We start from the raw sequence: 19,692 nt of genomic DNA on the forward strand, positions 1-19,692 counted from the left end.
GCTTCAGCCACCGCCCGGCCGTCCGGCACGTCACGCCATCGTCAGGAACCGCTGGACCAGCGAGGCGAGCAGCACCGCGAGCAGCGGCAGCGAGAACCAGAAGCTGCTCTGCAGCCAGCGCAGCTGCCGCACGCCCGGCTCCACCGCCACCCGCACGATCTCCCGGGTGACGAGCAGCAGGACCAGGGCGATCGCCGCGAGCGCGCCGACCACCGACCAGGGGGTCCAGGTCACCTGCGGGCCGATCGGGCCCGGGGCGGCCTTCTCGACCTTGCCGTCCGGCTGCTCGCGCAGGGTGTAGAGGGTCGCGTCGTCGTTCGTGAAGACCTTCTTCAGCTCCTGGCGGTTGTCGAGGTTCGTGATCAGCCGCGTGTCCCAGGTCCTGGAGTAGCCCACGTCCATCTGGAGATAGACCGTCTGACTCTTGTTGATCATCAGATACGAGTGGGGGCCCGCGTCCTTGAGCGCCTTCACCAGGCTGGAGACCAGGACCGGGTCGGCCGGGGCGAGGGTCGGGACGTACTGGACCTTCTCCATGTCACGCGCACCCCACGGCATCGCGGGCGTCACGTTGTTGAGCGTGTCGTCGCTCATCCACAGCAGCCGCACCGTCGGGTCGTCGTGCGCGTACACGTACTCCATGGCGGCGACCTCGCCGACCCGGGTCCGCTCGAAGGCTTCGTTGCCCCAGCGCGCCACCAGGAAGCCGCCCATCAGGACGAGACCCGCCATCAGCGCGGCGATCGGCGCCAGGCTCACCCGGTCGCGGTCCCGTTCCTTCGCGGTGATGCCCGCGCGCGGGAACAGTGCGAGACCGCCCAGGAGCGCGGCGCCCGGCAGCGCGAACATGAAGACCCGCAGCGCCATCTCGCCGCCGTACGACTGCATGCCGAAGCCGAGGAACGGGACGAAGGTCAGGACGAGCAGCGAGCGTTCCGTGTACTTGTGGTCGCGCCGCCGCCACCAGCCCCAGCAGGCGAGCGCCATGACGGTGCCGGCGAGCGCCACGCGCGCGTAGAGCACGAGTTGATGGGTGGAGCTGCCGCCCTCGATGCGCCCGGACACCGACGAGGACACGTTGTCGCCGACGCCGCCCATCCCGCCGAACAACTCGTCGAAATGCCCCGACCAGTACGGTTCCGCGAGGAAGCCGACCCAGACGGCGACGAACACCGCGAACAGGATCGGCAGGCCGCGCAGTTCCGAGCGGCCCACCAGGACGAGCACGGCCAGGACGCCGAGCATCACGAACGGCGTGAGCTGGTGCGCCGGGACCGTCGCCGCGAACAGGGCGATCAGGACCCCGAGCAGCACCGCGCGCTGGCGCCGGTCCGCGGGTTCGACCTCTAGCTCTCCCGGGCGCCGCTTGGCCCACAGCACGTGCGGCGCGCGGAACCACACGAGGAGCACCGCGACGAACACCAGATAGAGCAGATACGTGAAGCCCTGCGGGGAGAAGTAGTCCTGGCCGACCCAGCCGCTCAGCGCGAAGATCCACAGTCCGGCCCACTTGGCGCGCCAGGACGCCCGCATGGAACGCACGAGCAGGAGCATCGGCGCCAGGTAGAGCAGCTGCATCGCCAGCGGCCACCAGCGGATCACCTCGGTCATGTCCGAGACGCCGCATGCCTTCGCCACGAACGTGGCCGCGGCGAAGAACCCGGGCCAGCTCCAGCGCGCGTCCAGGTCGGGCACCGCCGTGCCGGTCCTGTCGATGTACTCCATGAAGCCCAGGTGCTGCCAGGCCGTCGCGAACCGCGGCTCGTCCTCCAGGACGGCGGGCAGGGCGTGCAGGCAGATCACCGTGGCGACCAGCGTCACCAGGAGCAGGGCCTTGTGCGGCCGTTCCAGCCAGAGCAGCGAGGCGAAGACGACGACGAGCAGCGCGGCCCCGACCAGGGTCGGCGCGGGCAGGACCGAGATGAGCCCGAGCCCGCCCATCGTGTCCAGGTCCGCCTCGGTGATGCCCACGGTGGGCAGCCAGTAGAGGGCGAGCGCGAAGGCGAGGAGCAGCGCCATGAAGGCGGCGCGGTGGCGGGGGAGCGGTCCGGGCTCGACGACGGGCGGGGGCAGGGGCGGGGCCTGCGGCGCGGGTGCGTCGGTGCCTGGCTCCGCGGCGGGCGCCGTGACGGCCGATGACACCGAGGGCTGCATCGGCGCGGACGGCTCCGGATCCGGCTCGCGTGGCTTGGGCGGTGTTCTCAGCGCCCACGTCGGCCGGTTCTCCATGTCGTCCCCCTCGTCCCCCGTGCCCGTGGCCTTCCCGGAAGCGGCCTCCTCGGAAACCGGCTTCCCGGACGCGGTGCTCCCCGAGACGGCTCTCCCGACCGCCGGTGTCCCGAAGGCCGGTGTCCCGGGACCCGGGCGCATGTCGGGTCTGCGCTCCGGATGCTCGAAGTCGGTCAGCACCGCAAGATGCAGCGTGTCCGAGTCGAGCGACTCGCGCAGCGCCCAGGCGGGCCCGCGCCGCTCCTTCTTCCGACCCGGCTCGTCCGCGGGTGGCGCGGGCGGCGCCTCGGCCGTCCCCAGGTCCGCGAGATCGCCGTCCGGCGCCCCGTCTGCCGGCTCCGCCGACGGCGTCCCCCGCGCCACCCGGTACAGCTTCGGCGCCGCGATCGCCACGATCACCGCGAGGCTGGAGATCTCCGCGACACCCGCGCCCGTAAGACCCATCCGCGGCAGCAGTAGCAGCGTCAGGCCGAGCACGAGCACGCACAACAGGCCCTGCAACCAGGCGATCCCGGACGTCCGGCTCTGGGCACGCTGCACCGCGAAGTACGTCTCCATGACGACCCGCAGCGCCGCGCCCGCCGCGAACCAGCGCAGCAGCGGCGTCGCCGCGTCCGCGTACCCCTGGCCGAAGACCCGCAGGATGTACGGCGCGCAGAGGAAGAGCAGACCGCACACCGGCAGCATGATGCGCGCCATGCGGCGCAGCGCGGCCCGGGTGTTCGCCGCGAGCCGCGCCGGGTCGTGCGCGCCCTCGACGGTCAGCGAGGCGCCCATGTTGATGGCGAGCAGATTGACCGTGCCGCCGATCGTGGTGGTGATGTAGAAGTACGCGTTGTCGACCGAACTGACCTGCGAGGCGACGATCACCGGTACGAGATAGACCACGGCGAGCGAGAAGAGCGAGCCCGTGTAGTCGCCCGCCAGGAAGCGGCCCATCTCGCGCAGCGTCGGCGGCTGCGTCTTGTCCTGGGTCGCCTTGATGTGCCGCGGCACGAGCCGCCGGAACACCAGGAAGCCGAGCGGGACGACCGACAGGGCGATCGCGGCGACCCACGACACGAACACGCCCGCCGTCGGGATCGCGGCGGCGATCGCGATGAGCAGCCCCAGCTTGACGACGGAGAAGACCGTGTTGCCGACCGGGACCCACAGCGCGCTGCGCAGCCCCGTGAGCACCCCGTCCTGCAGGGTGAGCAGTGACCAGGCGACGACCGCGGCGATGAAGCCGAGGCCGTTCAGCGGGCCGTGCAGGAATCTGTACGAGGGGCCCCACAGGTCCAGCGTGAACAGGAAGATCAGTGCGGCGAACGCGACAACCAGCGAACTGCCCGCGTACGTACGGAAGATGAGCCTGCCGGTGGCGCGTCCCGCGACGGGGATGAAGCGGGCGAGGGCCCCCATCAGGGTGAGGGCGGTGAGGCCCGCCAGGAACTTCATGGCGGCGATCGCCGCCGAGCCCTGGCCGACCGCCGACTCGGAGTAGTACCGAGCGGCGGCCAGCCAGAAGCCCAGGCCGAGCACGCCTGAGATGCCGGTGTTCAGCATCAGTGCGTAGGCGTTGCGGAACAGGGGACTCCCACCGCCCGATCCGCCCAGGCCGGGCAGCCGCAGTCTGCGCGGCCTGCCCGACCTGCCGGACGACGGCTGCTGTTCGGTACCGGGAGACCCAGAGACGTCTGCCTGGGCGGTGGACGTGTCAGACACGGGTACGAGTTGCCTTCCGGCGGGCCTGTCGGACTCTGCGGATCACGGCGTACCCCTTGGTGAGGGCACAGTCCTTGGCGAAAGTGCGGCCGATCGCGCGGCCCTCGACGAGCCGCTCGAACTCCTCGATGCCGGTGGACCGGCGCACGGTCACCCGTTGCAGGGCGTAGGGCCCCTGGGTGCGCCGCGCGAGACGGTTGCCGACCGCGAGCGACTGGGCGAACCCGGCGCCGCGCACCGTCCGGCGCACCCGGCGGCTCGAATAGCCGTACGGGAAGGCGAAGGAGGCGGGCCGGGTGCCGAGTTCTTCGGTGATGATCTCCTTGCAGCGCAGCAGTTCGAACCAGAGGCCGTCGTCGTCCAGCTGGTCGAGCTGCGGATGCGTGTGGCTGTGCCCGCCGATCTCCGTCCCCGCCGCCGCCAGTTGGCGCACCTGGTCCCAGTCGAGCATCCGGTCGAGGCCGCCCCCGGTGTCGTGCGCCCCGCGCAGCCACCCCGTGGAGACGAAGAGCGTCGACGCGAAGCCGTGCTTGGCGAGCGCGGGCAGTGCGTGCCGGTGCACGCCTTCGTAGCCGTCGTCGAAGGTGATCAGGACGGGCCTGGCCGGCAGCGCGCGGCCGGGAGTGCGCCAGATCGCGGCGAGCCCGGCCGTGCTGAGCGGCGTGAACCCCCGCTCGCCGAGCAGTTCGAGCTGCTCGGTGAACGCCTTTGGAGACACGGACAACTCCCGTGTCTCCAAGGTCGGTTCATGGGCGATCGAGTGATACATCAGTATCGGCACGGGCGGGTTCATGGCGGCCCTCCTCGGCCGGTCGGTGCCGTGCTCATGCGGCAGCCCCCTCACCGTCCGCGTCCTTCCCGATCTCGACGACCGAGAAGGTGGCGCCTCCCCTGCGCGCGCGGACACTCCCGAGGACGTACCCCCCGGCCGCGGTGACCACGCCCGCCACGATGGCCCCCGCGCGGCCCGCGCCGCCCGGGCGGGCGAGCAGCGCGTCCCGCAGGCCGCGCCCGACACCGGCGGGCAGGACGCGCGTGGTGTACCGCCGCTCGGACTCAAGTCCCTTGCCTGCCCCGACGCTCCGGGCCACGAGCGCCTTGGAGAGCCCCTCCGCGTACGTCCGCGTGCGGAAGTAGTGGAAGCGCTCCCGCGCGGCGGGGACCCGGTGGTGGATCACCGCGCGGTCGTCGATGAGCAGGACGGCGTCGGGGCGTGCCCGCGTGAGGCGGATGCACAGCTCCGTCTCCTCGCAGCCCAGCGGACGCTTGTCGCCGTCGCGGCCGATGCCGGTCGCGAAGCCGCCCGCGACCTCGAAGGCGCTGCGCCGGAAGGAGGCATTGCCGCCCAGGACGTTGCGCACCCGCACGCGCCCCTCGGGCAGCCCCTTGTACGTACAGCCCACGACCCAGTCGAACTCCTCGGGGAACCAGGCCGGCCTGCGCCGTGACTCCCAGACGGGCATGGTGCGCCCGCCCACCGCGAAGACCTCCGGGTCGGCGTACCCCTCGGCGAAGTGGCGCAGCCAGTCCCGCTCCGCGACGGCGTCGTCGTCGAGGAACGCGATGATCTCGCCGCCGGAGGCGGCGATCCCGGTGTTGCGACCCGCGGAGAGGCCGCGGGGGCCCGCGTTCGCGAGCACCCGCACCCCTTCGGTCTCCTTGTACTCCTTGGTGAGCCGGTTGAGGAGCGAGGCGTTGTGATCCACCACGAGAAGCGTCTCCAGGGCCGCCAGGGACTGCGCCCGCACCGAGGAGACCGCCGCGAGGATGTCCTCCCAGCGGTCCTCGGTGTAGACGCAGATGACGACGGAGACACCCGCGACCGCGCTGCCCCCGTGGTGGTCGGGAGCGCTCAAGACGCCTCTCCCTGACGCGTGGGGAAGGGGCCACCACGGGTGCGGCGGCGCTGCTGCCCGCGGCGGTTGGAGCGCTCGGTGAGGATCACCTTCAGGACGCGCAGACCGTCGCGCACGGCGCTGAGATTGCTGACGCCGTGGATGCGCAGATACTCGTGGCTGGGGATCTCCTGCACCTTGAGCCCGGCCTTGACCACCCTGATGTTCATCAGGGTCTCCACCTCGAAGCCCGTGCAGTCGAGCTCTATCTTGTCGAGGCAGTGCTTCCAGAAGGCGTTGTAGCCGTAGCACAGGTCGGTGTAGCGGGCGCCGAACTTGGCGTTCACCACGGAGCAGAGCACATGGTTGCCGAGCTTGCGGATCGGCGTCATGTCGTCCGTGGCACCGCCGTTGGCGAACCGCGAGCCCTTGGCGAAGTCCGCGCCCGAGACGAGGGCGGAGACATAGCTGACGATCTCGTGCCCGTCGGCGGAGCCGTCCGCGTCGACCATCACGATGATGTCGCCGGTGCACGCCTCGAATCCGGTGATCAGGGCGTCGCCCTTGCCCTTGCCCAGCTGTCTCACGACCTTCACGTCCGGCCACAGCTCCCGGGCGACGGCCACCGTGTCGTCGGTGGAATTGCCGTCAACAAGAACGACTTCGTGAATCCATTCGGGTAGCGTCTTGAAGACGTAGGGAAGATTCTCCGCTTCATTCATGGCGGGAATCACGACACTCACCGGCGGAGTGATCGCCAGGTGGGTGGAAATGGGCCGGTAGTTGCCGGACAGTGCTTTCTTCTCCAACGGATCCGGCCCCGGTTCGGTGGCCGGGCGCACAACAGAACTCATGAGTCTTGTCCCTCTCGTCCGGTGGACCGCCCACCCCCGGGCGGTCCGGATATGTATCCGGTTCGAAAGGGGGGTTCTCACGTGAGCATGACGAAATGGATCTCCGTGCATGCCGAGTGAGCTGGCATCGCGCGGGACGTGACTCGGCATGAATTCGGTCGCCGAGCACGGCACCCCCCTACCGCGCCCCGCGCCGGCACCACCGCGACCTTGAGCCCTCCCCTAGATCGCAACGCGTGATGGACCGATGCGGGTGGATGTACGACGGTATTGATGATTGAGACCGTATGGCAAGACCTGGAACGGGCCCTCACGTTTTTGATGATTTGGCCGGTCTTGATGGGCACATATGGAGCGCACTGTTCCTTCCTGCGCCCGCTTATTCCTTCTTTCTTGATCGAATTTGGCCCATGCGTTTCAGCAGCTTGTCGGCCGGTTCGAAGAGTTCCGGACGGGACAAGACGGTGTTGCGCAGTGCCCTGACCGGAGCGTGCCGAGCCCGGTGACCGATCGCTGCCGGATGGCGCAGAGCCACCCACCCCTCGGACACGGTGAGTTCGCGCGTCTTGAGGGAGTCCTTGTACTGCTTCTGGCCCCGCCCCAGGTCGAGATAGGCGATGCCGTCGGCGGCGGCCTCCTCGGCCATGCGCAGATGCATGATCAGGCCGGGCGAGTACTTGGCGAACGCCGGGTCGTAGGCGGGGAACCACTGCGCGATCACCCGCTCGGAGCGCAGCCCGAAGTGCGCGGCGGCCGGCACGTCGTCCACGTACAGGACGGAGAGCACGCCGGCGAACTGTTCGGACCTGGTGTGGAAGAGCTGGCGCACGAGCTGGCTGATCCAGGCCTGCGCGAAGCGGTCGCTGCGGCCGGTCCTGCGGTACTGCGCCGACTTCCACTCCATCAGGACGCGCAGCACCTCGGGGTCGCGCTCGTCGTGCACATAGCGCACGGTGCCGCGGTCGCGCCCGAGCCTGCGCTCCTTGGCGAGTGTCGTGCGGGCGAACTTCGGCGACTTCGCCTTGAGCTGGGCGAGATAGGCCTCGTACCCCTGGTCGATGTCCATGACGGGGGAGGCGAAGGAGCCGGAGGCGCCCGCCTCGAACGGCTCCTGGCCGCCGGCCAGGTGGTCGAACTCGTACATCGCGAGCCCGCAGGCCCGCAGCAGCTCCCGCGCGTCCCAGGTGAAGCCGGGCCGGTACACCATGCCCTGACAGTCGGAGACGCCGAGGCCGATGGCCCGGCCGACGCCGGTGATGGATCTCTGGAACGGGAAGAACGCCGCAGGCTCACCGGCCTCGCGTACGACCGCGATCCGCACCCCGCGCCGCCAGTGGCCCACCGCGAGGGTGAACTCCGGGGAGAGGAACGGATTGGCCAGCTCGGGCGAGCCGTTGAGGTGGGCCTTGGACTGCAGTGCTGTCCAGGCCACCCGGTCCGCAGCGGTGAGTTCGCCGGGGCGGTGCACGGTGATGTCCACGTCAGGAGGTCCGCCTCGTCGGGGCGCGGCGGCGTCGCAGCCGCCGTGCCAGTACCAGCAGATGGATGAGCGATCCGATCACGGTGATGGCCACGACCCCGCCGCGCACCGACCACAGGTGGAGGGCCAACATCGACTGGGTCACCAACAGGTTGACCGCGACGGCCCCCGAAACGGAAGCGATGATCCGGCCCCACGGGTCAAGTCCCCGGAGGGCGGCCGCGATTGCTCCGCCGGGAGCGGCCAGCAGGAAGAACAGGGTGAAGGGGGCGCGCAGCGGCGAATCGATGTCCGTGAGCGCGAGCACCGCGCCGACGGCGCCCACCGCCACGGCCGTGCCCGCGAGCAGCGGCAGCGCGTCTTCCTGGCGTCTCGGCCGGTCGTCGGGCCCTCGCCCGGTGTCTGATGACGGTGCCTTGATCCCGATGGTCTGCATTGGCGACTTTGCCCCCCGACGCGCCGGATGCCGGGCTTCAATGTCGCGCAGTCGACGGCGGCGCGTCAAGATGCGGAGGGAGTGTGGAGATGTTCGCCGCGGGCCCCTTGAACCGCAAGGGAACTCCCTGTGTGGGCAAGGGAATTGCAGGCGAACTTGTTGTCATGAACACTGTCGGCGCCCCGGGGGGAGTGGTACCACAGTCGAGGCAGAAATCCTGCTAAGGGAGGTTCCATGAGATTGTCCCGAATCACGGCATACGTTTCCTCACTCCTCCTCGCCACCGCCTTCGCCCTCACCGGGGCCACAGCGGCTCAAGCGGACCAGCGATCCGACCAACAGGCCGCGGCCACCGGTTATGTGGCACTCGGCGACTCCTACTCGTCCGGCGTCGGAGCCGGCGGATACGACAGCGGGAGCGGCAGCTGCAAGCGCACATCGCGCGCTTACCCCGCGCTCTGGGCGGCCGCCCACTCACCCTCAAGTTTCAGTTTCACGGCTTGCTCGGGCGCTCGTACGGGTGATGTCGTGGCCAGCCAGCTCGGCCCGCTCGGCGCCGGGACGGGTCTGGTCAGTGTCTCCGTGGGCGGCAACGACGCCGGTTTCGCCGACGTCATGACGACCTGTGTGCTCCAGTCCGAGAGCAACTGCCTCGCACGCATCGCACAGGCGCGCAGTTACGTCGAGACGACGCTGCCCGGCAATCTCGACAAGGTCTACTCGGCGATCAGCGCCAAAGCACCGGCCGCCGAGGTCGTCGTGCTCGGCTACCCCCGCTTCTACAAGCTCGGCGGCGGCTGCATCGCCGGCCTCTCCGAGAAGGAACGCAGCGCCATCAACAGCGCCTCCGACTTCCTCAACTCCACGACGGCCAAGCGCGCCGCCGACCACGGCTTCACCTTCGGCGACGTGACCCCCGCCTTCACCGGGCACGAGATCTGCTCGGGCGACGCGTGGCTGCACAGCGTGAACTGGACCAACATCGGCGAGTCCTACCACCCCAAGGCCGCGGGCCAGTCCGGCGGCTACCTCCCCGTGTTCAGCGCCGCCGCGTCCTGACGCACCCCGCTCGTCCCCACTCAGTCCGGCGCATAGGAGGAGGCCCCGCCCGTCGGGGTCTCCTTTTCGCATGTCACCGAGTACGCGACCGAGTTGGAGCTCGCCTTCACCGGACTTTGCACCTCCACGCTGATCGAGTTCTGATACGTCGAACCCGGCTCCCCGGCGACCGTCTCCGTGTGGTGCACCTGCTTGGTCTTCCCGCCGCCGGAGGCGAAGCTGAGCGTCTTCCAGCCGGGGTCGCTCGACTCGCCGGACTTGGTCACCCAGCGGTAGTCGACGGTGACCGGAACCCGCCCCACGGTGAACGTCGCCGTGAACGAGGGGGAGGTGGCCGGCGGACAGGCGCCGCTGTGCTCCGTGTTCGTGCCGGTGACCGAGACCTTGACGGACTGCGCCGGGTGCGTGGTCGAACCGCCGTTCCCACCGCCGGTTTTCCCGCCCGAGCCGCCGCCCGTGGTGCCGCCGCCGGTGGAGCCGCCGTCACTGCCGCCGTTGCCCGCCCCTCCGCCGTCACTGCCGCCCGAGGTGCTGCCGCCGTCCTTGCCGCCGCCGGAGCCACCGCTGTTGTTCCCGCCGCCGTTGCTCCCGCCTCCTTCGGAGGCCCCGCTGCTGCTGCCGCCTCCGCCTCCGTCGTCGCGGTTCACCAGGGCGTACACGAGTCCGCCCAGAGCGAGCGCCAGGGCGACCAGGCCCGCGGCGAGGACGAAGACCGAGCTGCGCGAGCGCTTCGGGGGGACGGTGCTCGTCGTGGTGACGAGGGGGTCCTGCTGGTCCGGCGGAGGCGGCGAGGGCAGCTGCTGTTGCTGCTGCGAGGTGACGGTCGGCATGTACGGCAGCGGCGTCGGCGCCTGCGGGGTGCCGCCCGCCGCGACGAGCCGCAGCTGGTTCTCGGCTTCGGCGGCGGAGATCCGCGCGGCGGGGTCCTTCCGCAGCAGCCCTTCGATGACCGGGTACAGCGGCCCCGCGTTCCGCGGCGGCGGCAGCTCCTCGTCGACGACCGCGCGCAACGTGCTGAGCGGGGTGTCCTGCCGGAAGGGCGAACTGCCCTCGACAGCCGCGTAGAGCAGCACTCCCAGCGACCACAGATCGGATTCGGGGCCCGGCCGCCGCCCCAACGCCCGCTCCGGGGCCAGGAATTCGGGGGAGCCCACCACCTCGCCCGTCATGGTGAGGGCCGAACTCCCCTCCACCATGGCGATCCCGAAGTCGGTGAGGACGACCCGCCCGTCGTTCGCGATGAGCACGTTGCCCGGCTTCACGTCGCGGTGCAGCACCCCGGCGTCATGGGCGGCGCGCAGGGCGGCGAGCACCTCGGCGCCGATGCCCGCGGCACGCTGCGGGAGCATCGGCCCCTCCGCGTCCAGGACGTCGGACAGCGAGAGACCCCGCACGATCTCCATGACGATCCACGGGCGCCCGTCCTCGCTCGCCACGTCATAGACCGTCACCACATTGCGGTGCGGGATCCTGGCGGCGGCCCACGCCTCGCGCTCCAGGCGGGCGTACAGCCGGTCGACGTCAGGGGCCGGGAGCCCGGCGGGCGCCCGCACCTCCTTGACCGCGACCTCGCGGCCCAGGACCTCGTCGCGGGCCCGCCAGACCGTGCCCATGCCGCCCTCGCCCAAGGGGGACAGCAGGCGGTAGCGCCCCGCGATCACACGCTCGTTCCCGCTCACGGGCGTCCCCCATCGGCAGCCGGGCGATTCTCCACAAAATTACCTCAACCGAGCGCGGTTGCCGCCCCCTTGAACACCAATCCACACCCGAGGGCGACCACGACGCAGGCGGATCCCAGCGGCAGGAACCGATGCGTGGCCCGATGCAGCCACCGGGGCCCGTGGATCCGCCGCCCGGCGAGGGCCCCGACCCGCACGACGAGGAACCCGGCGGCCGTCAGTGTGACGGCGAGCCCCACCCCGTACGCCAGTACGAGCAGTAGCCCGAACCAGGCCTCGCCAAGGGCCGCGGCCCCGACGAGCACGACCACGGCGGAAGGGCTGGGCACGAGGCCGCCCGCGAAGCCGAGGAAGAGTGCGCCGCGCACCGTGGGCGGCGCGTCGTGCGCGTGGTGATCGTGGGGGTGGTGATGCGGGTGGTGATGGCTGTGCTTGCGCCGTCGCCAGGCCCGCCGCAGGAGCAACGCGCCCGCCCCGGTGACGAGTACGCCGCTGACCACTCCCAGCCAGGCGATGACCGACGGCGCCGCGGCCGATCCGCCCGCCACGAGCAGCCCGAGCGCGGTCACGCCCAGGGTGTGGGTGACGGTCACCGAAGCGGCGAGCGGCAGGACGTCCCGCAGGGAGGCATGTCCCCTCGCGGCGGCGCTCGCGGCCATCAGCGTCTTGCCGTGCCCCGGCGCGACGGCGTGCAGCGCCCCCAGGACCAGGGCGACACCCAGGGCGAGCACGGCGAAGCCGGGCGTCAGGTCATGGCGGGCCACGAGCCCGGTCAGGGCCTGCGTCCACCGGTCCGCGCCGCGCGGCAGCACGGAGGCCGGGGCCTCCGGCTTCTCCTCGCTCAGGGCCGGGCCGCCGGGGGTGATCCGCAAGGTGGCGGAGTCCTCGCGGGGCGGCGAGTCCAGCAGCCGCTGCGGGTAGCGGGTGAGGCGCCGCGACACGGACGTCTCCGGTACGTCCGATGCGCCGAGGGTCATCCGGTCGCCCCGCGCGGTGACCTCCCGCCACCCGGGTCCCGGTTCACCGGCGGCCTCGAACCGGACAGCGAGCTCGGAGCCCCGGGGGAGCGGGGCACCGAGCTCGCACTCCACGCGCAGGGTGGGCAGGCCCGCTTGCCCGTCCCGGGTGACCGCCCGGGCCCTGTGCACGCGGAGTTCCTCCGCCTGCCCGTCCACCCGGAGCCGGCTGCCACGGGCGGCGTCCGCACACCGGCCGTCGGCCCAACTCCCCATGCCCTCGCGCTTGATGCGGGACATGGCCTGGGTGGCCGGGATCTCGGCGAGGTCCTCGATGTGGTCGACCCGCAGCTGCCCCGGACCCGCCACAAGGCCGTCGTACCGATTGACGGTGAAGTTCCCCAGGGGGTGAGCGAGGGGGCGAGCGCCCGCCTCCGCGGCGGGCAGCACGGCCAGCGCGAGGCCCGCGACCAGCACACCTCCGAGGGCGATCACGCGCCTCACAACGCCTCCCTCGCCGCCCGTGCTCCCGTCGGCGAGAACCCCGGGTTCAGTTTCAGGGCCGCCGAGATCCAGCGGCGAGCGGCGGCCTCGTCGCCCGCGGCCCCCTCGATCACACCCCGGTGGTACAGGAACGACGCCTCGTGGAAGCCCGTCGCCGTGGCCCGGCGGGCGTACGGAAGAGCCTCCTCCGAGCGGCCGTTGACGTGCAGGGCCCAGGCCAGCGCGTCCGCCGTGTGGACCGTGTGCCGTCGCCCCCACTCCGCACGGGCCGCCCGCAGCGCCGCCTTCCGCTCGTCCGGGCCCCCGTGGTCCGTCAACGCGGTCGCCGCGTCGAGGTCGGCGTTCACCCCGTTCGCCCGGGCGAGGGACACCCACGCGGACACCAGCGCGTACTGCTCCCGGGCCTTCGCTCCGTCGCCCCGCCCGCCCCGCGCCTCGTACAACTCACCCAGGGCGACCAGCGGTCCGGGCAGTGGAGCCCGCTCCACCACCTCCCTGAGCCCCCGTATCGCCCGCCCGGTGTCGCCCTGCCCGGCCCACGCGCGCGCCCGGCACTCCAGCGCCGGAAGGTACGTGGCATCGGCCCGCAGCGCCTTCCCGCACTGCTTCAGCGCCTCCCCGTAGTCACCCTGCCGCCACGCGAGCTGCCCCAGCGCGGTGGCGACGTACGCGGCGTCCCCGCCGCTGGATCCGCTGCCGACGGCCTGCGAAAGGGCCCGGCGGGCGCCCGCCACATCGCCCCGGAGCTCCCGCACGTACGCGTACCGCGTGAACACCGGCATCCCGGGCCGCCGGGCATCGGCCTCGTCCGCGGCCCGCGCCGCCTTCTTGTACCGCCCGAGCTCGACCAGCGCGTCGATCCGCGAGGCCAGCGCGCCCTCGCTGTAGGGGTTCACCGCGAGCGCGGCCTCCGCGTGGCGCAGCGCCCCGGCGAAGTCATGACGGGCGGCGGCCAGCGCCGCCCGTCCCGCGAGCCCCGCGTCATTGCGGGGTCGCAGCTCCAGGGACCGGTCGAGAGCGCGGTCCGCCTCGCGGTACCGGGTCGGGTCGCCCCGGGTGCGGGCCTGCTCGACGTAAGCGGTCCCCAGCGTCGCCCACCCTCCGGCGTCCTTCGGCTGGGACCGCAGATGAGACTGCAGCGCCTCGACGCCGCGGTCGAGATCACCGCCCCGCAGCGCGCCCGGCGCCACCGCCACGGACGGCGGCGGCCGGTCGGGACCGTCCTCACCGCCGGCCACGACGGCACCCCCGGTGATCGCGAGCGCGAGAGCGACGGCCGCCACCACGGGCCGGCCGGCAGGACGGGGCAAGGCCATCACTGGGACCCTCCAGACGAAGTCGAAGATCAGTCGAGAAAAGAGAAGAAGAGAGCAGAGAAGAGATGCAGAGAAGAGATGCAGAGAGGGCGCGGCCCGCTGGGGGATGGGGCGCGGGCCGCGCCGGTCATGCGAGGGGCTCAGCCCGACGCCCCGGTGGAACCGCGCCTGCGCCACCACACGAGCCCGAGTCCGACAAGGAGCACCCCTGCCGCACCCGCGGCGCCGGAAGCGATCAGCACGGCATCGGTGTCGTCGCCGCCGCCGGTGGCCGGATGTGCGGGCACGGCACCGCCGCTCAGGGCGTCACGCGCCGAGCTGCCGCTGCCGCCGCCGCCCTTGGCCAACGGCCCCCGGGACCCGGACGTGGGAAGCGCCACGTACGGGAAGGTGTCGCCGAACTTCTGGTCGTTGGCGTCCACCGCGTCGCCCAGGTCGTTCTTGTTGCCGGTGAGTTCGCCCTCGACGGCCTGCAGCTCGATGTCGACGACGTCGTCGGTGAGCCGCCGCCCGTTCGGGAACCCCGCGTTGTCGCCGTCGAGCGCCCCGAGGCGCTTGGGCGAATCCGCCGGCTTGACGGACGTGTTGAGGCGCAGGGCCTCGGCGGGTTTGACGTTGGGCGGCTGGTTGAGGCCCTTCACGCCGGTCAGGAACACCGACACGAGGTCGTCGCGCGGCTCGGCGGGCGCCTTCAGCTTGTAGATCTTCTCCAGGAGCTTCGGCAGCTCCGGCTTGGTCACGTACTTCAGGAAGTCCGCGTCGTTCCAGGGCGAGGACGCGTTGAACTTGTCCTTGTCCTTCCGCGGCACGACCACCTCGTTGACCAGCGGGTTGCCGAGGCGAGACACCTGGGTCCACTTGCCGTTGGCGTTCTTGCGCTGCGTCGTCGACCAGATGCCGACGGTGGGCTGCTTCTCGGACTGCCGTAGGTCGGCGGTCGGCACCTGAAGGGCGAGGGAGTTCACGTTGTAGCCCTTGAGGGTGTCGTTCCCGACCTCCGACAGATCGCCGCCGTACAGCAGGTCGAACACCCGCAGATCCAGGAAGAACGGATCGTCGGCCTGCCCGGCGAACGTCGAGCCGCCCCCCTTGACCGGGCGCACGGCCTGGTCACGCAGCTTCTGGTAGTTCGGCATGGACGCCTTGCCGACGTGCGACGGCGCCGCGGGCACGTCGTCGGCGACCTTCGTCGTCGAGACGACCTTCTGGTCCTTGAGCTTGATCCGCTCCAGGTCGTACGTCTGCGTCACGTTCAGGTCGGGATCGTCGAGGCTCGTCACGGGCCCGGTGTTGTAGAGGAACGTGTCGCCGTTCTTGGCCTTCGTGTGGAACGTCCACCGGTAGAGGAGGTCGCCCTGCGCGTCGCCGTCGCTGTCGATGTGGACGTCGTACTGCGCGTCGTCGGCCCACGGATAGAAGTTGGGTCCGCCCGCGGGCTCCTCGAAGGGCAGCCAGTTCGCCACGATCGTCGTGGAGTCCGGCTTGTCCGGGCTCACGAACGCGTACACGTCCGTGTTGTCGTACTGAGGCTGCCCCGAGATCAGCGGGGCCTCGCGGTGGCTGGAGGCGTCGGCCGCCCCCGGTTCCAGTGCCGTCACGCCGGCGGCTGCGAGCCCCCCGGCGGCCAGCGCGCCACAGACGAGCGCGGCCAGGCCGCGCTTGCTGCGGCGCCCCGGCCGACTCTTGGCGATAGCTGTCATCACGTCCGTCCTTAAAGTTCCTCCCGCGACCCCACGCGCGGTGCGCGCAAGCCGCCTGACGCACCCCATTCGGGGCAAGGGGCCCGGCGGATTGCCCTCGTTCCCAATCCGCTGCCTTCTCTCCCCCGAATCCCGGTGCGACCGGACGACCGCGACCGGACGACAAGGCGCCCGGCCCGGAGGCGGTGAGCCACCCGGGCCGGCGAGTTGAGGGGGACACGCATGGAGCCCGACGCGTTGCTGCCACTGATCGCCCGGGGCGATCAGCAGGCGTTCGAGAAGCTGTACGAACTGGTCTGCGGGCCGGTCTACGGCATGGTCCGCCGCGTGCTCCGCGATCCGGCCCAGTCCGAGGAGGTGGTCCAGGAGGTCCTGCTCGAACTCTGGCGTACGGCGGCCCGGTTCGACCCGGCGCGCGGCGGCGCCCTCGCCTGGATCCTCACGCTCGCCCACCGCAGGGCGGTCGACCGGGTCCGCAGCGTCCGTGCGGCGAGCGACCGCGAACGGCGCGTGGCCGAGCGGGGCGAAGGCCCCGCCTTCGACGAGGTCGCCGAGGCGGTCGAGGGCCGCCTCGAGCGCGAATGGGTGCGCCGCTGCCTGCGCCGCCTCACCGACCTCCAGCGCCAGGCCGTCACCCTCGCCTACTACGACGGCTATACGTACCGGGAAGTGGCCCGGCGTCTCTCCGTGCCCCTCGGCACCGTCAAGAAACGGATGCGGGACGGTCTGCTGCGGCTGCGCGACTGTCTGGGCGCCGCATCGGGAGACGCGACATGAGCCGGGACCGCGGCCACGGCGGCCGTCGAACGCCCTCCGTCGGGCGACCGCGGCCCCTGCGGCGCGTCCACTCCCTGGCCGTCCCCTACGCCCTGGACGCCCTCGAACCCCGCGAACTGCGCCGCTTCGAGCGGCATCTCGTCCGCTGCGTTCGCTGCCGCGCGGAGTCCAGGGAACTGGGCGAGGGCACGGTACGCCTGGCGGGCGCGGCGGCGGTCCCGCCGCCGCCCGGCCTGCGCGAGCGGGTGCTCACCGCCGTACGCACCACGGAGCAGGACCCGCCACCGAGGGCGCCCGTCACCCGGAGCGCGCCCCCTCGCCCTCGCGCGCTTCTCCCCGTTGGCCGCGTCGGCCCCATCGGTCACGCCGGTCACGCCGGCCTCGTGGATCGCGCGGCCATCGCCGGTCTCACCGCTCTCGCACTGGCGGTGACCGTGATCCTCGCCGTCCAGCTGGTCCGTTCCGACGACCGGCTCGGCCGTGAGCGCGCCGAAGCACGTGAGATCGCCCACGTCCTGGCCGCTCCGGACGCCCGCGCGAGCGGCACGGAGGACGCGTGGGGGCGCGGCATCAACGTCGTCGCGTCGGAGTCCAGGCGGCGCGCCGTGGTGACCGTCACGGGGCTCGGGGCGCCGCCGAAGGGCCGTGCGCACCAGCTCTGGCTGCTGCGGCCAGGCTCGACGCCCCGCTCCCTGGGCCTCCTGGACGGCGAAACGCCGGTGATCGCCACGATCCTGAGCGCGTCCGCTACGTCACTCGCCGTGACCACCGAACCCGACGGTGGCTCAGAGAGGCCCACTTCCGCCCCTCTTGTCCAACTCGCCCTGGAATCAGTTGAATTCGGAGAGTAATCGTCAACCTCCTTACGGGGTAGGTGAATCCTGTGACCGGGATACACGAGTGTCGGGACGGGGCGATAGGGTTAACCTGCCCTGGGCCGGGTGCCCTCGTACGGGTGGGGAGTGACATGGAACAGATAACGGTGCGCAGCAGGGCGCGTGTCCCTGCGATCACCTGCGGGAGCGGCGCGACCAGCTCGCGTCTCGACCGCCATCTCTCAGTGCTGGGCGGCCCCGCCGTCCCGCAGCGCGAGACGGCGGAAGCGACGCTGCTGATGCGTGAGCTGACCTCGCGGGGAGCGCACGACCGCAGTGGCCGCAGTGCGCGTGTGCGGAGGGTCTCTCTCTTCGCTCCCTTGCGCAGGCTGCGTCGGTCCCTCTTTGGGGGTCGCTGACCACGGGTGGTCGGGGGTTCGGCCGCCGCTCAGCGGCGGATTGCTCCCACCCACCCGCCCCTTCCCTCTCCGTACACCTCACCTGTTGCACAACTCGCGTAACACCCTTGTCATGCGCACCTGTTGACGCCGCAACCTTCCGGCCCCAATGTGGCTGATTGATTGGCCGATACACCCAACCTCCCGGAGGTGCGCGTGTGTGACCTGCACGATCAGCATGAGCATCAGGCACTCCCCGCGAGCGGCCCACCCTTGAGCCGCCGCCGCATCATGCAGCTCCTCGGCTCGGCCGGTGTCACCGCCGGAGTCATGACCGCCGACGCGGACCCGGCGATGGCCGCCAGCGAGGACCGCAGCCCCGCGGCCTACGAAGCGCCCGAAGGCCTCGCGGCCGACACCCCCGCCAAGCGCGCGGCGCTCGACTGGATCACCTCTCACGACGACCGGATCACCGGCCTGAACGCCGAGATCTGGGACAACGCCGAGCTGTCCCTCCGTGAGTGGAAGTCCTCCATCGCCGAGGCCGATTTCCTCGAACGGGCCGGATTCGACGTCAAGTTCGGCACCGCGGGCTTCCCGACGGCGTTCACCGCGACCTTCACGCACGGCAAGGGCGGCCCGGTCCTCGGCTTCAGCGGCGAGTACGACGCGCTGCCCGGCCTCTCGCAGAACAAGGGCGTGGGCCACCACGATCCGCGCGAGTACATCCACGACCCCTTCGCGCCGAGTTACGGGCCCGGCCACGGCTGTGGCCACAGCGCGCTCGGCACGGCGGCAGCCGCCGCCGCGGCGGCCGTCGCGCAGGCGGCGAAGAAGCACCGGCTGCCCGTCACCGTGAAGTTCTTCGGCTCCACGGCCGAGGAGATGCTGATCGGCAAGACGTACGCCGTCAGCAAGGGGGTGTACGACGGCCTCGACGCGTTCCTGGACTGGCACCCCTCCACGGCCAACGCGACCGGCTGGGGCAGCACCACCGCGATGACCGCCGTCACCTTCACCTTCCTCGGCGTGGCCGGGCACGGCGGCACCCCGCTCGGCAACAAGTCCGCACTGGACGCCGCCGTGATGATGGCGACGATGTCGGAGTTCCTGCGCGAGGAGAACCTCGCGCCGAGCGGCCGGCTGCACTGGGTGATCAACAACGGCGGTGACATCCCGAACGTCACCGCGGAGATCGCCGAGATCTCGTACTACGTGCGTGAGGGCAGCCCCGCCCGCGTCCAGGTCCTCCTGGACAAGGTGATCGCGGTCTCCGAGGCGGCCGCGAAGGCGTCCCAGACGACGGTCCGGCACCGCGTGACGTCGGCCTGCTGGAACCAGCTCCCGGCCAAGGCCTTCGCCGAGCTCCTGCACGCGAACATGCGGGAGATAGGCCCGCCCGAATTCCCCGCCTCGGCACACGAGTTGGCCAAGGAGCTCCAGGAGTCCCTCGGGCTGCCGCAGAAGGGCATGCACGACGAGATCGGCGAACTGAACCCGCCCAACCCGGTGTTCATGGGCGGCGGTTCGACGGACGTCGCCGACATCAGCTGGAACGTCCCCACCGTCTCGATGGGCGCCGCCCTCGCCCCCATCGGCACCAAGATGCACACCTGGTCCACGGCCGCCTGCGCGGCGGCAGCCCCCGGCCAGGCCGCGGTGATCGCCGCGGCGAAGTACCTGGCGGCGACGGCGGTCGACCTGATCACGCAGCCCGAGCGCCTGAAGGCGGTCAAGGATGAGTTCAAGGAGCGTACGAAGGGCGTCAGTTGGAAGACCGCGCTGCCGGACGGCTATGAGCCGCCGATGTACGAGCCCCCGGCGTGGTTCCTGAAGAAGACCGGCCAGAAGTGGCCGCCGCCGAACATCACCTGGCCGCCGAAGCGGGTGGTGTCCCGGGAGAGGTTCTCCTCGCTGGGACCGGAGCTCGCCCCCCAGAAGTAGGGC

General features: G+C 71.4%; 15 protein-coding genes. 5 read left to right on the forward strand and 10 right to left on the reverse strand.

Annotated features, from left to right (window positions below; genetic code table 11):
- Window positions 1-30: 30 nt before the first annotated feature.
- The 6 genes from OG302_RS32645 to OG302_RS32670 form a co-directional block, all read right to left on the reverse strand.
- Window positions 31-3,936 (reverse strand): lipopolysaccharide biosynthesis protein, encoded by a 3,906-nt coding sequence (locus tag OG302_RS32645; protein ID WP_371530046.1) that lies wholly within the window; start codon window positions 3,934-3,936, stop codon window positions 31-33.
- The gene (locus OG302_RS32650; protein ID WP_371530047.1) at window positions 3,929-4,729 is read right to left on the reverse strand and encodes a polysaccharide deacetylase family protein; all 801 of its coding nucleotides are present in this window, start codon (window positions 4,727-4,729) and stop codon (window positions 3,929-3,931) included. Before OG302_RS32650 ends, OG302_RS32645 begins: the two co-directional genes overlap by 8 nt.
- A gap of 31 nt (window positions 4,730-4,760) precedes the next feature.
- On the reverse strand, window positions 4,761-5,792 hold the full coding sequence (locus OG302_RS32655; protein WP_371530048.1) for a glycosyltransferase family 2 protein: 1,032 nt from the start codon (window positions 5,790-5,792) through the stop codon (window positions 4,761-4,763).
- Window positions 5,789-6,625, reverse strand: coding sequence for a glycosyltransferase family 2 protein (locus OG302_RS32660; protein WP_371530049.1), 837 nt, complete (start codon window positions 6,623-6,625; stop codon window positions 5,789-5,791). The genes OG302_RS32655 and OG302_RS32660 overlap by 4 nt, the downstream gene beginning before the upstream one ends.
- A gap of 379 nt (window positions 6,626-7,004) precedes the next feature.
- Entirely contained in the window at window positions 7,005-8,105 is a 1,101-nt protein-coding gene (locus tag OG302_RS32665; RefSeq protein ID WP_371530050.1) for a GNAT family N-acetyltransferase, read from the reverse strand.
- Window position 8,106: 1 nt separating this feature from the next.
- Complete coding sequence (locus tag OG302_RS32670) at window positions 8,107-8,541, reverse strand: hypothetical protein (protein ID WP_371530051.1); 435 nt, start codon at window positions 8,539-8,541, stop codon at window positions 8,107-8,109.
- Window positions 8,542-8,775: 234 nt separating this feature from the next.
- On the opposite strand from OG302_RS32670, the gene OG302_RS32675 reads away from it, so the two are divergent.
- The gene (locus OG302_RS32675; RefSeq protein WP_371530052.1) at window positions 8,776-9,600 is read left to right on the forward strand and encodes an SGNH/GDSL hydrolase family protein; all 825 of its coding nucleotides are present in this window, start codon (window positions 8,776-8,778) and stop codon (window positions 9,598-9,600) included.
- A 20-nt stretch (window positions 9,601-9,620) separates the two neighbouring features.
- Here OG302_RS32675 and OG302_RS32680 read toward each other — a convergent pair whose 3' ends face one another.
- The 4 genes from OG302_RS32680 to OG302_RS32695 form a co-directional block, all read right to left on the reverse strand.
- Window positions 9,621-11,279, reverse strand: coding sequence for a serine/threonine-protein kinase (locus tag OG302_RS32680; protein ID WP_371530053.1), 1,659 nt, complete (start codon window positions 11,277-11,279; stop codon window positions 9,621-9,623).
- Window positions 11,280-11,323: 44 nt separating this feature from the next.
- A complete protein-coding gene (locus OG302_RS32685) occupies window positions 11,324-12,739 on the reverse strand; it encodes a sulfite exporter TauE/SafE family protein (RefSeq protein ID WP_371530054.1) in 1,416 nt (471 codons plus the stop codon).
- On the reverse strand, window positions 12,736-14,055 hold the full coding sequence (locus OG302_RS32690; RefSeq protein WP_371530055.1) for a tetratricopeptide repeat protein: 1,320 nt from the start codon (window positions 14,053-14,055) through the stop codon (window positions 12,736-12,738). Before OG302_RS32690 ends, OG302_RS32685 begins: the two co-directional genes overlap by 4 nt.
- A 140-nt stretch (window positions 14,056-14,195) precedes the next feature.
- Window positions 14,196-15,755, reverse strand: a complete 1,560-nt coding sequence (locus tag OG302_RS32695; protein ID WP_371530056.1) for a DUF4331 domain-containing protein — start codon at window positions 15,753-15,755, stop codon at window positions 14,196-14,198.
- Window positions 15,756-15,977: 222 nt separating this feature from the next.
- Here OG302_RS32695 and OG302_RS32700 point away from each other — a divergent pair, with 222 nt between their 5' ends.
- The 4 genes from OG302_RS32700 to OG302_RS32715 all read left to right on the forward strand — a co-directional run bounded on the left by OG302_RS32700 (window position 15,978) and on the right by OG302_RS32715 (window position 19,689).
- Entirely contained in the window at window positions 15,978-16,532 is a 555-nt protein-coding gene (locus tag OG302_RS32700; RefSeq protein WP_371530057.1) for a sigma-70 family RNA polymerase sigma factor, read from the forward strand.
- Window positions 16,529-17,383, forward strand: coding sequence for an anti-sigma factor domain-containing protein (locus OG302_RS32705; RefSeq protein WP_371530058.1), 855 nt, complete (start codon window positions 16,529-16,531; stop codon window positions 17,381-17,383). The genes OG302_RS32700 and OG302_RS32705 overlap by 4 nt, the downstream gene beginning before the upstream one ends.
- A gap of 116 nt (window positions 17,384-17,499) precedes the next feature.
- Window positions 17,500-17,766 carry a hypothetical protein gene (locus OG302_RS32710; RefSeq protein WP_371530059.1) on the forward strand — a complete coding sequence of 89 codons (267 nt, stop codon included), beginning with the start codon at window positions 17,500-17,502 and terminating at the stop codon, window positions 17,764-17,766.
- A gap of 252 nt (window positions 17,767-18,018) precedes the next feature.
- The gene (locus tag OG302_RS32715; RefSeq protein WP_371530060.1) at window positions 18,019-19,689 is read left to right on the forward strand and encodes an amidohydrolase; all 1,671 of its coding nucleotides are present in this window, start codon (window positions 18,019-18,021) and stop codon (window positions 19,687-19,689) included.
- Window positions 19,690-19,692: the final 3 nt, after the last annotated feature.

The sequence above is a fragment of the Streptomyces sp. NBC_01283 genome (genome assembly GCF_041435335.1).
Classification (GTDB): Bacteria; Actinomycetota; Actinomycetes; order Streptomycetales; family Streptomycetaceae; genus Streptomyces.

Coding starts and splice junctions, on each gene's coding strand:
- OG302_RS32650 (WP_371530047.1), bottom strand. CDS start 4,729: ATGAACCCGCCCGTGCCGATACTGATGTATCACTCGATCGCCCATGAA.
- OG302_RS32660 (WP_371530049.1), bottom strand. CDS start 6,625: ATGAGTTCTGTTGTGCGCCCGGCCACCGAACCGGGGCCGGATCCGTTG.
- OG302_RS32670 (WP_371530051.1), bottom strand. CDS start 8,541: ATGCAGACCATCGGGATCAAGGCACCGTCATCAGACACCGGGCGAGGG.
- OG302_RS32675 (WP_371530052.1), top strand. CDS start 8,776: ATGAGATTGTCCCGAATCACGGCATACGTTTCCTCACTCCTCCTCGCC.
- OG302_RS32690 (WP_371530055.1), bottom strand. CDS start 14,055: ATGGCCTTGCCCCGTCCTGCCGGCCGGCCCGTGGTGGCGGCCGTCGCT.
- OG302_RS32695 (WP_371530056.1), bottom strand. CDS start 15,755: ATGACAGCTATCGCCAAGAGTCGGCCGGGGCGCCGCAGCAAGCGCGGC.
- OG302_RS32700 (WP_371530057.1), top strand. CDS start 15,978: ATGGAGCCCGACGCGTTGCTGCCACTGATCGCCCGGGGCGATCAGCAG.
- OG302_RS32705 (WP_371530058.1), top strand. CDS start 16,529: ATGAGCCGGGACCGCGGCCACGGCGGCCGTCGAACGCCCTCCGTCGGG.
- OG302_RS32710 (WP_371530059.1), top strand. CDS start 17,500: ATGGAACAGATAACGGTGCGCAGCAGGGCGCGTGTCCCTGCGATCACC.